The 13914-nt window shown below is 62.4% G+C and carries 13 protein-coding genes; 11 read left to right on the forward strand and 2 right to left on the reverse strand.

Going from position 1 to position 13914, the window contains the following annotated elements; genetic code table 11:
- Positions 1–17 precede the first annotated feature (17 nt).
- On the reverse strand, positions 18–2453 hold the full coding sequence (locus B0B52_RS19365) for a UvrD-helicase domain-containing protein (protein WP_077595313.1): 2436 nt from the start codon (positions 2451–2453) through the stop codon (positions 18–20).
- A gap of 52 nt (positions 2454–2505) precedes the next feature.
- Positions 2506–3843: an NAD(P)/FAD-dependent oxidoreductase gene (locus B0B52_RS19370; RefSeq protein WP_077595314.1), complete on the reverse strand. Its 1338-nt coding sequence runs from the start codon at positions 3841–3843 to the stop codon at positions 2506–2508.
- Positions 3844–4274: 431 nt separating this feature from the next.
- On the opposite strand from B0B52_RS19370, the gene B0B52_RS19375 reads away from it, so the two are divergent.
- From B0B52_RS19375 to B0B52_RS19425, 11 genes are all read left to right on the forward strand, one after another.
- Positions 4275–5015, forward strand: a complete 741-nt coding sequence (locus tag B0B52_RS19375; protein WP_077595315.1) for a GntR family transcriptional regulator — start codon at positions 4275–4277, stop codon at positions 5013–5015.
- Positions 5016–5029: 14 nt separating this feature from the next.
- On the forward strand, positions 5030–6760 hold the full coding sequence (locus B0B52_RS19380) for a fumarate reductase/succinate dehydrogenase flavoprotein subunit (RefSeq protein ID WP_077595316.1): 1731 nt from the start codon (positions 5030–5032) through the stop codon (positions 6758–6760).
- A 23-nt stretch (positions 6761–6783) separates the two neighbouring features.
- Positions 6784–7017 carry a ferredoxin family protein gene (locus B0B52_RS19385; RefSeq protein WP_077595317.1) on the forward strand — a complete coding sequence of 78 codons (234 nt, stop codon included), beginning with the start codon at positions 6784–6786 and terminating at the stop codon, positions 7015–7017.
- 10 nt (positions 7018–7027) lie between these two features.
- Positions 7028–8014 carry a HEAT repeat domain-containing protein gene (locus B0B52_RS19390; RefSeq protein ID WP_077595318.1) on the forward strand — a complete coding sequence of 329 codons (987 nt, stop codon included), beginning with the start codon at positions 7028–7030 and terminating at the stop codon, positions 8012–8014.
- Complete coding sequence (gene fdxA / locus B0B52_RS19395; protein WP_077595319.1) at positions 8011–8340, forward strand: ferredoxin FdxA; 330 nt, start codon at positions 8011–8013, stop codon at positions 8338–8340. The genes B0B52_RS19390 and fdxA overlap by 4 nt, the downstream gene beginning before the upstream one ends.
- Positions 8341–8417: 77 nt before the next feature.
- Complete coding sequence (locus B0B52_RS19400) at positions 8418–9896, forward strand: ABC transporter substrate-binding protein (RefSeq protein WP_077595320.1); 1479 nt, start codon at positions 8418–8420, stop codon at positions 9894–9896.
- 3 nt (positions 9897–9899) lie between these two features.
- Entirely contained in the window at positions 9900–10877 is a 978-nt protein-coding gene (locus B0B52_RS19405) for an ABC transporter permease (RefSeq protein WP_217349821.1), read from the forward strand.
- Complete coding sequence (locus B0B52_RS19410; RefSeq protein WP_077595322.1) at positions 10874–11755, forward strand: ABC transporter ATP-binding protein; 882 nt, start codon at positions 10874–10876, stop codon at positions 11753–11755. Before B0B52_RS19405 ends, B0B52_RS19410 begins: the two co-directional genes overlap by 4 nt.
- A 2-nt stretch (positions 11756–11757) precedes the next feature.
- Positions 11758–12078 carry a gamma-butyrobetaine hydroxylase-like domain-containing protein gene (locus tag B0B52_RS19415; protein WP_077595323.1) on the forward strand — a complete coding sequence of 107 codons (321 nt, stop codon included), beginning with the start codon at positions 11758–11760 and terminating at the stop codon, positions 12076–12078.
- Complete coding sequence (locus tag B0B52_RS19420; RefSeq protein WP_077595324.1) at positions 12075–12848, forward strand: ferredoxin--NADP reductase; 774 nt, start codon at positions 12075–12077, stop codon at positions 12846–12848. The genes B0B52_RS19415 and B0B52_RS19420 overlap by 4 nt, the downstream gene beginning before the upstream one ends.
- Before the next feature lie 12 nt (positions 12849–12860).
- Entirely contained in the window at positions 12861–13904 is a 1044-nt protein-coding gene (locus tag B0B52_RS19425) for a YeiH family protein (RefSeq protein ID WP_077595325.1), read from the forward strand.
- Positions 13905–13914: the final 10 nt, after the last annotated feature.

Genomic DNA, 13914 nt, shown 5'->3' on the forward strand with positions numbered 1-13914 from the left:
CATCTTAACCAAGGTACCTAAACCACCGTGAGCTTGGCCACGCTCAGCGCCAGCCATTTCACGCCATGTCGCGTGAAATTGATTTGTGCCCGGGCATCGTCGCCGCTACCCTCAAGCATCATCACCCGGCCTTCGCCGAACTTGGCGTGAAACACATTGATGCCAGTCTTCAGCCCATGCGCCGGCGCTTCGCGCTGCACCGGCACTGCCGGGTTGGGAAAACGCTCACCGCCCTGACTCTTTGAAGCAAAAGCGGCTTTAGCCCAATCGCCACGGGCACCAGCAGCTCCTGAATTTGTAGCACCCCAGGCGCCCCCCTGGCCGCCATAGGCCTGCGCGAACCCCTGGTTTTTCGGAGTGATCCATTTGAGCGCTGCCTCCGGCAGCTCATCAAAGAAGCGGCTTTTGAGGTTGTAGCGGGTCTGGCCGTGCAGCATGCGTGTCTGCGAGTGGCTGAGGTACAGGCGCTTGCGCGCGCGCGTGATGGCCACGTACATCAAACGGCGTTCTTCCTCAATGCCGCCCGCATCGCTCAGGGAGTTTTCGTGCGGGAAAATGCCGTCCTCCAGACCGGAGATGAACACGCAGTCGAATTCCAAGCCCTTCGACGAATGAACCGTCATCAGCTGCACGGCGTCCTGCCCGGCCTGCGCCTGGTTGTCGCCGGACTCGAGCGCGGCATGGGTCAGGAAAGCGGCCAGCGGCGACAGCGTTTCACCGGTTTCGCTGTCGGGTGCCAGAAGCTCGGGCAACGGCTCGTCGCTCAGGGGCGCGGACGGGTCCAGCCCCTGGCTGGCCGGCGATTGCGACAGGGCAACCCCGAGTTCATCGACCGGCAAGGCCACGGCATCGCGGCCGAAACCTTCCATGCTGACAAAGGACTCGGCAGCGTTCACCAGCTCGCCCAGATTCTCAAGCCGGTCCTGGCCTTCCTTCTCGAGCTTGTAGTGTTCCTCGAGCCCGCTGTGCTGCAGCACCAGCTCGATGATCTCGCGCAGGCTCAGGCCCGGCGTCTGCTCTCGCAAAACGTCGAGCTTGGCGACGAAGGCGCCGAGGTTGGCGCCGGCCTTGCCCGGCACGGCGCTGACCGCGTCGTGTAGAGAACACCCCGAGGCGCGCGCCACATCCTGCAATTGCTCGATGCTGCGCAATCCGATGCCGCGCGGCGGGAAGTTGACGATGCGCATGAAGCTGGTGTCGTCATGCGGGTTGTCCATCAGGCGCAAATAGGCCAGCGCATGCTTGATCTCGGCGCGCTCGAAAAAGCGCAGGCCACCGTAGACGCGGTAAGGGATGCCGTTGTTGAACAGTGCGGTCTCCATGACCCGGCTTTGCGCATTGCTGCGGTAGAGCAGCGCAACTTCCTTGCGCTCCGTGCCGTCGCGCACCAGTTGCCGCACCTCATCGACAAACCACTGGGCTTCAGCGAAATCCGAAGTGGCTTCGAAAACACGCACCGGCTCACCCGGGCCGGCTTCGGTGCGCAGGTTCTTGCCCAGGCGCTTGCTGTTGTGGCTGATCAGTTCGTTGGCCGAATCCAGGATGTTGCCGAAGCTGCGGTAGTTGCGCTCAAGCTTGATCTGGTGCTGGACGTGGAACTCGCGCACAAAATCAGCCATGTTGCCAACACGCGCGCCGCGAAAAGCATAGATGCTCTGGTCGTCGTCGCCCACGGCAATCACCGATCCGCCCGGCATGGCGTCAGCACCGGATGCGGCATCGTCGCCTTGCCCGGCCAGCATCTTGATCCAGGCGTACTGCAGTTTGTTGGTGTCCTGGAACTCGTCGATCAGGATGTGGCGAAAACGCCGCTGGTAGTGCTCTCGTACCGGCGCGTTGTCACGCAGCAGTTCGTAGCTGCGCAGCATCAGCTCGCCAAAATCGACCACACCTTCGCGCTGGCACTGCTCTTCGTACAGCGCATAAATTTCGGCTTTCTTGCGTGTTTCCTCGTCGCGCACGACCACATCCTTGGCGCGCTGGCCGTCCTCCTTGCAGCCGGCAATGAACCACATGAGCTGCTTGGGCGGAAAACGCTCGTCGTCGATATTGAACTGCTTGCACAGGCGTTTGATCGCAGAAAGCTGATCCTGGGTATCAAGGATCTGGAAGGTGGAAGGCAGGTTGGCGAGCTTGTAGTGCGCGCGCAAGAAGCGGTTGCACAGACCATGGAAGGTGCCTATCCACATGCCGCGCACATTGACCGGTAACATGGCCGACAGGCGCGTCAGCATCTCCTTGGCTGCCTTGTTGGTAAAGGTCACCGCCAGGATGCCGCCGGGCGAAACGTATCCGTTTTGCAGCAGCCAGGCGATGCGGGTGGTCAGCACACGGGTCTTGCCGGAACCGGCGCCGGCCAGGATCAGCGCGTGCGTGCTGGGCAGCGTGACTGCTGCGAGTTGCTCCGGATTGAGGTTGTGCAGGAGGGGGGAGCTGGGGACTTCTGGGAACATCCTCCCATTGTAGGAAGAACACCAGCTCCGTCCGGGCACACAGGATCAGGCTCTAGCTTCCGTCCGTCTTCAGGATGGTCTCGCCCCTGAGCGCGCCAACGTCGCGGATCGCCATGCGGTGACGCTTCCAGCCGGCCCAGGTGCGCCGAATATTCGCCAGCGAAATGCCGTAATAAATCGCCTTGAACACCCGCAGACGCCCCCAGAACGGCGTCTTGCCAAAAATATCGCCGGCCAGCAGCGACAGCAGTGCTTCCTTGACGCGCATAGGGTTGGCGGGATGCATGAACATCTCACGGATGGTCGGGTTGGTCACGCGGTAAATGAACCACGAATACTCGCTCGGGCCCTTGCGCATCATCGCCTCGAAGCTTTTGCGCACCGCAGGCAGGTCGGCCGGCTGGTCAAGCGCGGTCGCCACCAGCTCGGCACCATCGAAGGCGCTGTGCATCGCAAGGTACACGCCCGACGAGAACATCGGGTCGATGAAGGTATAGGCATCACCCAGCATCAGGTAGCGATCGCCCGTCGCGTGGGTGCTGCTGTAGGAAAAATTACCGGTGGCATGCACCGCGTCATCGACCAGCGTGGCATTGGCAAGACGCCGTTTCAGCTCCGGTGCCATCGCGATGGTGTCCATGAAAAACTCGCGCAGCGGCTTTTCGCGCGTCTTCAGGTAATACGGCCAGCACACCGCACCGACGCTGGTCGTGCCATCGGCCAGCGGAATGAACCAGAACCAGCCGTGCGGGAACCAGCAGATGCTGATATTGCCTTCACGCTTGCCTTCCAGTCGCTCCACGTTGGTGAAATGGCCAAACAGGGCCGTGCTGTTGTGCTCCTTGCTTTTTGCCTTGGACTGAAGCTTGTTCGCCAGCAGCGTATCGCGGCCGGAGGCGTCCACCACGAAGCGGGCGCGCCAGCTGCGCTTCGCACCGTCGTTGAGCTCGGCCTGCACAGTGGCGCCTTCCGCGTCAAAGCTCACATCACGTACGGTGCAACCTTCGAGTGTTTTTGCCCCGCGCGTTGCCGCATTGCGGAAAAGCAGCTCGTCCAGCTCAGAGCGCCGCACCTGCCAGGCCGAGGGCATCGATTTATCCCAGGCATCGGCAAATTCGATATAGCTGCAGTGCGCGTGTTCAGGTGACACAAACTCAATACCCCATTTGGGCATGCCGATGCGGTCGACCTGGTCGCGCACCCCCAGGCGTTCAAAAAGTTCCACGTTGGCGGGGAGCAGCGATTCGCCGATGTGAAAACGTGGATGATGCGCTTTTTCCAGCAACACCACGTCACGCCCTTGGGCGGCGAGCAGGGCCGCAATGGTGGAGCCGGCGGGGCCCCCACCCACGATAAGTACGTCGCAGGTGGAAATGGGAGTTTCGTTCATATGGAAAAGCCAGTTGGAGCAAACACATGCCTGGCATGTGCCTGCAATTGCAGAAGGACCCGCAGGGTACCACCGCACACGCGCCGGTACAAACATTTACAGCGGCGCCCTGCCGAAGCCGCCTATATAGATCCGACACAAGCGGGCAGCCATTGAACGCCGCCAGGCCTTCAACAAATCGGGGCGTATTTTTGTGCACTCGCACGGGCCATGCACTGGAAGTGCACAGCCTGCGGACTTTTGGCCCCGCCACGGACTGCTTTTTTGCACCTTTATAGCTAACTGGACGCCCTGGAAGGCCTGTTTCGGCTGGCATGGCTTTTGCTCAGCATAACTTGTCATAACAAGTTGGTGCCCCCATGAATCCCAGGCTTCGCAACACCCCACTGCACGCGGTCCCGGAAAACCCACGGCCCACAGCTGAAGCGGTCATGCAGCCCGAGTCGCCCACGCCCTTGTATGCGCAGATCAAGGACATCCTGCGGGCACGGATTCTTGATGGCAGCTACCAGCCGCACCAGCAGATGCCATCGGAGAGCGAAATGATGGCGCTCTTCAACGTGAGCCGCATCACGGTGCGCCAGGCGTTGAACGACCTGCAGAACGAAGGCCTGATCTTTCGCATGCACGGCAAGGGCACCTTTGTCTCCAAGCCCAAAGCCTTCCAGGACCTGGGCCGGCTGCAGGGTTTTGGCGAGGCGATGCGCCAGATGGGTTATGAGACCTTTGCCCGCGTTGTTTCGATTCGCACCGTCACGCCTACGGCTCAGGTACAGGAGCGGCTCCAGTTGCCGAAAAGGGCGCGCGTGACCGAACTGCAGCGGCTGCGCTTCCTCAACCGCGAGCCGATTTCACTGGACGTTACTTACCTGCCGACCGCGCTGGGCAACCGGCTTGCCAGGGAAGACCTGGCGACCCGCGACGTGTTTGTGATTCTCGAAAACGACTATGGCTTGTCACTCGGCCACGCTGATCTGCAGATCGGCTCAACCCTGGCGGATGACAACCTCGCCACCCAGCTTCGTGTGGAAGAGGGGTCGCCCGTTCTCGTCATCGAGCGCACCACCCACACCAGCGACGGTACACCCGTGGACTATGAGCACCTCTATTACCGCGGCGACGCCTTCCAGTACCGGGTTCGCGTCGATCGCGTTCCCGTCCAGCACGTTTGAACCGAAAGGCACACATGAAAACGATTGAACTCGAGTACGACATCGTGGTGGTCGGTGGAGGCACCGGCGGCCCGATGGCCGCTGTCAAGGCCAAGGAAAAGAACCCGAAACTGCGCGTCCTGTTGGTGGACAAGGCCAACGTCAAGCGCAGCGGCGCCATCTCCATGGGCATGGACGGACTGAACAACGCCGTCATTCCCGGCCATGCCACGCCCGAGCAATACACCAAGGAAATCACCGTTGCCAACGATGGCGTGGTCGACCAGAAAGGCGTGTACGCCTATGCCGCCAACAGCTTCGCCATGATCGAGGAACTCGACAAGTGGGGCATCAAGTTCGAGAAAGACGAAACCGGCGACTACGCGGTGCGCAAGGTACACCACCTGGGCAGCTATGTGCTGCCCATGCCCGAAGGCCACCACATGAAACGGGTGTTGTACCGCCAGCTCAAGCGGGCGCGTGTCGAGATCACCAACCGTGTGGTGGTCACCCGACTGCTCACCGGCCCGTCCGGGGAGGTCGCCGGGGTCATGGGTTTCGACTGCCGCACCGCGGATTTTTATGTCATCAAGGCCAAGTCGGTCGTGATCTGCACCGGCGCTGCCGGCCGGCTCGGCCTGCCGGCTTCAGGCTACCTGTTCGGCACTTATGAGAACCCTACCAACAGCGGCGAAGGCCATGTCATGGCTTACCACGCCGGCGCCGAACTGACCAACTTGGAGTGTTTCCAGATCAACCCGCTGATCAAGGACTACAACGGCCCCGCCTGCGCCTACGTGACGGGCCCCTTCGGCGGCTATACGTCCAACAATGCCGGCGAGCGTTTCATCGAGTGCGATTACTGGAGCGGCCAGATGATGATGGAGTTCTTCAATGAGCTCGAAGGCGGCAAAGGGCCGGTGTTCCTCAAGCTCGACCACCTGGCCGAAGAAACCATCTCGGAGATCGAGCACATCCTGCACACCAACGAACGGCCCAGCCGCGGTCGCTTCCACGAAGGGCGAGGCACGGACTACCGCAAGAGCATGATCGAGATGCACATCTCCGAGATCGGCTTTTGCAGCGGCCACAGCGCCTCCGGTATCTGGACGAACGAAAAAGGTGAATGCTCGATCCCCGGGCTGTACGCCGCCGGCGACTGCGCCAGCATTCCGCACAACTACATGCTGGGCGCGTTTGTCTACGGCAAGTTCTGCGGGGAAAACGCTGCCGACTATGTTTCGGGTATTGAGCAACCGCGTTTCGAGCAGGACAAGGTGGAGGCCGAACGCGAGCGCGTGCTGGCGCCTTTGTCGCGCAGCGAGGGCCTCACACCCTTCCAGGTGGAGTACAAGACCCGCCGCATCGTCAACGACTACCTGCAACCGCCCAAGGTCACGCGCAAGATGGAAATCGGCCTGCAGCGTTTCGACGAGATCCGCGAAGACCTCGATTCCATGATTGCCGCCGACCCGCATGAACTAATGCGCGCCATGGAGGCCCACACCATCCGCGACTGCGCAGAGCTGGCGGCCCGCGCCTCGCTGTTTCGCACCGAAAGCCGCTGGGGGCTGTACCACCTGTGTGTGGACCATCCGGAAAAAGACGACGAGAACTGGTTCTGCCACACCAACGTCACCAGCGACGCGAAGGGCAACGCCGTGTTCCGAAAACGTGCCATCGAGCCCTACGTGGTCGAACTCAACGAGCAGGAAAAGTCGGCCTACCAGCGCCTGCGCGTCGCCCGTCCTGCGCAGGCCGCCTGAATTACACCCCAGGAGAAACACCCATGACCATCGCCATCACCCGAACCCAGGCTCCCGTCGTTGTAGACGAGGACAAATGCATCGCCGACAAGGGCTGCACCGTCTGCGTCGATGTCTGCCCACTCGACGTCCTGGCCATCGACCTGGTGAAGAACAAGGCCTTCATGAAGTTCGACGAGTGCTGGTACTGCATGCCCTGCGAGAAGGACTGCCCCACTGGCGCAGTGCACGTCAACATCCCCTACCTGGTGCGCTGAGGACCTGACCATGAATACCATGACCACCCCCGCCAGCATCCATGAGCGCCTGCGCAGCCCCGATGCAGGCGTGCGCCGGATCGCCGTGATCGACCTGCCTTATACCGACGAGGAGGACGACGTTGCCCCGCTGCTGACCGCAGCCCTGGCCGATACGGATGCGCAGGTGCGCCTGGAAGCCGCAAAAGCCCTGGAGGGTTTCGAGGAAGTCGAAGTGCTGGCGCAACTGGTGCCCCTGCTCAAGGACAGCTCTGCCGAGGTGCGCGAGGCCGTCGCCTACACCCTGGCCGAGTTGAAGCAGCCGGCCTCCGCCACCCCACTGCTGCCCTACCTCGTGGACACCGATCCTGGCGTGCGCGCCGCCGCGCTGCACGCCGTACGCTCCTTGCGCGTCAGCCAGGCTTTCGAACCGGCCCTGAGCTCGCTTCGGCATGACGACGCGATGGTCAGGCGCGCCGCCGTGGGCGTGCTCGGCTACCTGAAAAATCCGCAGGCCATCGGCACCCTGACCCAAGCCGCCGTCCACGATCCGGATCCAGAGGTCCGCCGCGTCGCCGTGGGCGCACTGGGTTATGCCGGCGAATCGGCCGAGATCAGCGTCCACCCCGCGTTGAGCCGTGCCCTTACCGACCCGGCCTGGCAGGTCCGCGAAGAAGCGGCCACCACTTTTGCCAAGCTGGGGTCTGCGCTGGGTGTGCCGGACCTGGTGCGCGCCATGGACGACGACTACTGGCAGGTCCGCGTCAAGGCAGCGCGCAGCCTGGGCAAGCTCAAGGCCAGGGGCGGTGTCGAGGTGCTCTGCCAGGCCCTGCAGCATGCGGTGAGCAACCTGCGCAAGGAGGCGGTGATTGCACTCGGTGAAGTCGGCGACCCGCGCGCCATCACGCACCTGGAGCGTGCCCTCCACGACAACGACCCAGATGTGCGCAAGCTCGCCAAGCTCGCCCTGACCAGCATCCAGATGAGCGGGGCCGTCGCGACAGGAGACATGCCATGACCCACGTCGTCACCGAAGCCTGCATACGCTGCAAATACACCGACTGCGTGGCTGTTTGCCCCGTAGAGTGTTTCCACGAAGGTCCGAACTTTCTGGTGATCGATCCGAAGGTTTGCATCGACTGCGGCGTCTGCATTCCGGAATGCCCGGTCGAGGCCATCGTCGAGGAAAAAGACCTGCCTCCCGGTCAGTTGGAATACCTGGCACTGAACACGGAGCTGGCCGGGAAATGGCCGCTGATCACCCAGTCGCGGGAGCCGCTGCCCGACGCCGACGACTGGGCGAGCCGACATGACAAAAGAGCGCTGCTGACCGAGAGCGCCTGATTCGCCAATGGAGACTGATGTGGTATCGAACTTGCGTTACCAAACCGAGCATTTGTGAAACCTGCCTGGAGATCATGATGACTTCTAATCTTTCTGCCCTTTCGTCCCTACATGCCAAGCTTGCGGTGCCACGCTGGCGACCCGCCCTGCTGCTGGCCCTTGCACTGCTGCCCGGCCTGGCCGCGGCCCAGGCCAAACAGGTGGTCAGCATCGGTATCGGCACCCAGAACACGACGACAAACACCGTCACCGGCGGCATCGTGATCAAGGAGCTGAAGCTGCTCGAAAAGCACCTGCCCAAAACCGGCAAATACGCCAACATCGAGTGGAAACTTGACTGGCAGAACTTCACCTCCGGCCCGCCGGTGACCAATGGCATGGTCGCCGACAAGTTGCAGATCGGCATGATGGGCGACTACCCGCTGCTGGTCAACGGCGCCACCGGCCAGAACAATCGCGGTAATGAAACCCAACTGGTGGCCATCATTGCCTACAACGCTTTCGGCGCTGGCAACGGCGTGGTGGTGCACAAGGACAGCCCTTACTACGAGCTGGCCGATCTGAAAGGGAAAAACGTGTCAGTTCCCTTCGGCTCGGCAGCGCACGGCATGATGCTGCAAGCCATGCAGGAACGCGGCTGGAAAGACGACTTCTGGAGCTTGGTCAGCCAGAGCCCGGAAGTGGGGACAACCAACCTGCAGGAAAAGAAAATCGATGGCCACGGCGACTTCGTGCCCTTCGCTGAGTTGCTGCCTTACCGGGGATTCGCGCGCAAGATCTTCGACGGCGCGCAGACCAAGATTCCCACCTTCCACGGCGTGGTGGTGCGCAAGGACTTCGCGCAGAAGTATCCAGAGGCTGTGGTCGCCTACATCAAGGCATTGATGGAAGCCAATGAATGGGTGCGCAAGGACCCGAAGGCCGCTGCAGCAAAAATCGAGGAATGGACCAAGATCGAGAAGGAAGTGGCTTACATCTTCCTTGGCCCGGGCGGCATCCACACGCTCGACCCGACCATCAAACCGCGCTGGCTGGACACCATCAAGACAGCGCACGGCGTGCTCGGCAAGCTGGGCCGCGTGAAAGAGTTCGACATCAATGCCTGGGTCAACGAGACTTATGTGCGCCAGGCTTACAAGGAGCGCGGCCTGGACTACGACGCGCAAAAGCAGACCCTGGCCAACTACGACATTTCCGGCAAGGACCCGGTCTGCAAGACAGCAGTCACACGGCCAAAAGACGCGGGTGAAATCTGGCTCGCCGGCGGAGAAATCATTCCCGTCAGTTCGCCCACCTGCCTGCTGGCCGGCATTCGCCAGTATGAGGGTGAAGGCAAAAAAGTGAGCGTGGCTTACGTGTTCGACAAGGAACTGGGCATCAAGGTGTTCGCCGACAAGGCCTTCTATGCGGTGGAAGGCGCCGGTAGCAAGAACCCCATGGTGCCGTTTCTGCTGAAGAAAGATGCCGAGGCACATGCTGCAAAAACAAGCGGCAAACTCGCCACCTACGCCCAGGCACTGGACATCGCCTCACGCACCAACGTCGCGGGGCGCTGAACCATGAAAACAGCCCAGTTGATGGACAGCGACTACGGCGGTGACCCACCGGCAGAAAGGGTGCAGGTTCAGGCGCCGGTGCGCGACACCGTCGTCCCCATCGTGCCTCTGCATGCCCCGCCTGCCGGCAAACCGGTGCAAGCCCCCATCGCGGCCCAACCGGTGGTTCGCGCCGCACGGCTGCTCGGCTGGATCCGGAGTCATCTGGGTGACTGGCTGCTGGCGGTTGTATCCATTGGCACAGTGCTGCTGCTCTGGGAACTGGCCACCCGTTTCCGGGTGGACTTCTATATCCGCTTCAACAACATTCCCACACCCGGCGAAGTATTCGACAAGGTGGTCGAAGTCAATCGATCCACCAAGTTCATCACCAGCATAGGCATCAGCGTCCGCCGCATCCTGCTGGGTTTTCTGGTGGCCTGCGCACTGGGCATTTCCCTGGGCATCATGATCGGCCGCTATCGCCGCGCGCGCCAGCTCCTGATGCCCGCCCTGGAAGTTTTTCGACCCATCCCGGCGATTGCCTGGGTGCCCATGGCCATCATGTTATGGCCGACCAATGAGGTCAGCATCGTGTTCATCACCTTTCTGGGCGCTTTTTTTCCCATCCTGCTCAACACGGTGCATGGCGTGCAGGCCATCGATCCGGTGCTGCTCAGAGCCGCGCGCTCGCTAGGCGCCAAGGAGACGAGCCTGCTGACGCAAGTGGTGTTGCCCGGCGCCTTGCCACACATCTTCACTGGGCTGGCCGTGGGCATGGGCGTGGCCTGGGTATCACTGATCGCAGCGGAGATGATTTCGGGCCAATTCGGCGTGGGTTACTTCACCTGGGAGGCCTATTCGCTGATCACCTATTCGGAAATTGCACTTGGCATGATCACCATCGGCGTGCTCGGTTTGTTATGCAGCGGGGCCATCCGCCTGGTGGCACGCATAACGATGCCCTGGACAGCGTTCTCGGCGAAAGCGGGGCGGTCATGAATGCGCTTCTCTCCAAACCGATCGAAACATCCCGCGGCCATATCGAGGTACGCGATCTCGGCATCCAGTTCGATACCCGGGGCGGCACGCTGGACGCTGTCAGCGAGGTTTCATTACATGTCAATCCCGGAGAGTTTGTCTCCCTGATCGGGCCTTCAGGTTGCGGCAAGTCGACACTGCTCAACGTGGTGGCCGGCTTTCTGGAACCCAGCTCTGGCCAAACCCTGCTGGACGGACGCGCCATCAAGGGGCCGGGCTCCGACCGCGGGGTGGTGTTCCAGCAGTACTCGCTCTTTCCCTGGATGACTGTGCGCAAGAATGTCGAGTTCGGCCTGAAGATGCAGGGCCTGTCGGCAAACGAGCGCGAAACCCAGGCACGTACGCTGCTCGGCCTGGCTGGCCTGCTCTCGTTCGAGAACCACTACCCCGACCAACTTTCCGGCGGCATGAAACAGCGCGTGGGCATCGTCCGTGCGCTGGCCACCAGCCCGCAGGTACTGCTGATGGACGAGCCTTTCGGAGCGCTCGATTCGCAGACCCGGGTGGTCATGCAGGAAATTCTGACCAACATGTGGCAGCGGCTGCGTCTGTCGGTGCTGTTCATCACCCATGACATCGACGAAGCCGTCTTCCTGTCGGACCGCATCTATGTCATGACGGCGCGCCCCGGACGCATCAAATCCGAAATGGTGGTGCCGCTGCCGAGGCCGCGTACGCCGGAGATGATGTCCACGCCGCAGTTTGCCGCCATGGCGGGCAGTATTCGGGCCCTGATCCGCGAAGAAAGCCTGGCGGCCATGGGTGGCGAACTCAGCGACGGTGGCCTCGGAGGTCTGAGCACGGAAATCGGCCCACGGGGCATGAGCTCGGTGGTGTGACCATGGCCACTCCCGCCGTCTGGCCACTGGACATCGTTCTGCATGAAGCTTCGGGCCAGCTCGAAGTGCTGTGGAACGACGGACTGCGCAGCACGCTGGAAGCGTCTGCCCTTCGCGCGGCCTGCCGCTGCGCCGCTTGCGAAAGCCTGCGGCGTGCCGGAAATCTCACAGCTCCTGCGACGGGCATCGCCCTCACCGTGCTGCAACCGGTTGGAGAGTTCGGTCTGCAGCTGGGGTTTTCAGATGGTCATGACCGCGGCATCTATCCCTGGGCCTACCTTCACGAACTGGCTTCAATCCCCTCCCTTCAGACCACACCATGAGCAACTTCTTCGAGGCGAAAGTCCTGACGGTGCACCACTGGACGGACCGGCTGTTTTCCTTCACCTGCACCCGTGATCCGGGCTTTCGCTACCAGAGCGGGCAGTTCACCATGATCGGGCTGAACGTCGATGGCCGCCCGCTGATGCGCGCCTACAGCATGGTGAGCCCCCACTACGAAGAAACGCTCGAATTTCTCAGCATCAAGGTGGCCGACGGCCCCCTGACCTCCCGGCTGCAGCACATCCAGCCCGGCGATGCCGTGCTGGTCGGCCGCAAGGCTTCGGGCACGCTGTTGACACAGAACCTGCTTCCCGGCCGCACGCTGTACCTGCTGGGCACAGGTACGGGGCTGGCGCCCTTCATGAGCATGATCCGCGACCCCGAGGTTTATGAGCAGTTCGAAAAGGTCGTGCTGGTGCACGGCTGCCGCCAGGTGGCGGAGCTGGCCTACGCGGGACTAATCACGACGGAGTTGCCGCGCAACGAATGGTTTGGCGAGCAGGTCGCCCGGCAGCTGGTGTACTACCCCACCGTCACGCGCGAATCTTTTCGACACCAGGGTCGCATCCCCACGCTGCTGGAGACGGGCCAGCTGTGTCGCGAAGCAGGGCTTCCTGCGTTGGACCCGGCGCACGACCGCTTCATGCTGTGCGGCAGCCCGGCCATGCTCAAGGACACGCGAGCACTGCTGGACAAACTGGGGCTGGCCGAAGGCAACATGAGCCATCCGGGCCACTACGTCATCGAACGCGCGTTTGTCGACAAGTAAAGCGCCGGCCGCATGCGCTCGATGATGCTGCGCTACATACGCATGCCTCCCTGGCAAAGCTGGGGCCTGGCGCTACCAGGTGCAGGCCTGTGTGTACTGATCGCCCTGGCGGCATGTTTTGTGGCCGGCTTGCATGGCGGCCCATCCATGCTGTACGCCCTGCTGTTCGGCACGGCCCTGCACTACCTGCATGCGGAGGTTCGCACCGCGCCCGGCGTGCGCTTTTGCGCCGGCACCCTCTTGCGCCTGGGGGTGGGCCTGCTCGGCGCACGCATCACCCTGAGCCAGATTGCCGCGCTGGGCTGGCCCACCGTTTTCATCACCATCCTCGGCGCGGCGACCACCCTGCTGGCAGGGGTGGCGATGGCGCGGCGCCTGCGCCTGTCCGCCACCCTGGGTGTACTGGCCGGCGGTGCAACTTCGATTTGCGGCGCCTCAGCCGCTATGGCCATTGCCGCCGTGCTGCCGCCGAGTTCAGAGCGAGAACGCGAGACTCTGTCGGTGGTGGTGCTGGCCACCTTGCTGTCCACGGTGGCGATGCTGGCTTACCCGCTGGTTGCCACCTTTTTGCAGCTGCCGCCCGCACTTGCCGGCCTGTTCATTGGCGGCAGCATTCACGATGTAGCCCAGGTGGTGGTGGCTGGTTATGCCTTGGGAGGTGAAACGGGAGATGCAGCTTCCGTCGTCAAGCTGCTCAGGGTCAGCCTGCTGGCCCTTGCGGTGATGGGGGTGGCGCTGGCCTTTCGGCAGCCGGGCAGCGCCGGGCTCCCTTCAACCGGCCATCGCCCGCCGCTGGTGCCTGGTTTTGTCCTGCTCTTCCTCGCCATGGCAGCCTGTCATTCGCTGGGCTGGCTGCCCGGCCCGCTGCAAACGGGGCTGGGCCAGGCTTCGCAGGCCTGCCTGACCGTGGGTGTGGCAGCGCTGGGCATGAAGACATCGTTCCTCGAGCTGACACGCTCGGGCCGGCGCACGGCCTTGCTCATGGGCTTCACCACCGGCTGGATAGCCCTCTTCATGCTGGGCGGCGCATTGTGGCTGCGGATGGAAAACCCGTAAAGTTCGGCCC

It is taken from the genome of Polaromonas sp. A23, from assembly GCF_002001015.1.
Lineage (GTDB): Bacteria > Pseudomonadota > Gammaproteobacteria > Burkholderiales > Burkholderiaceae_C > Polaromonas.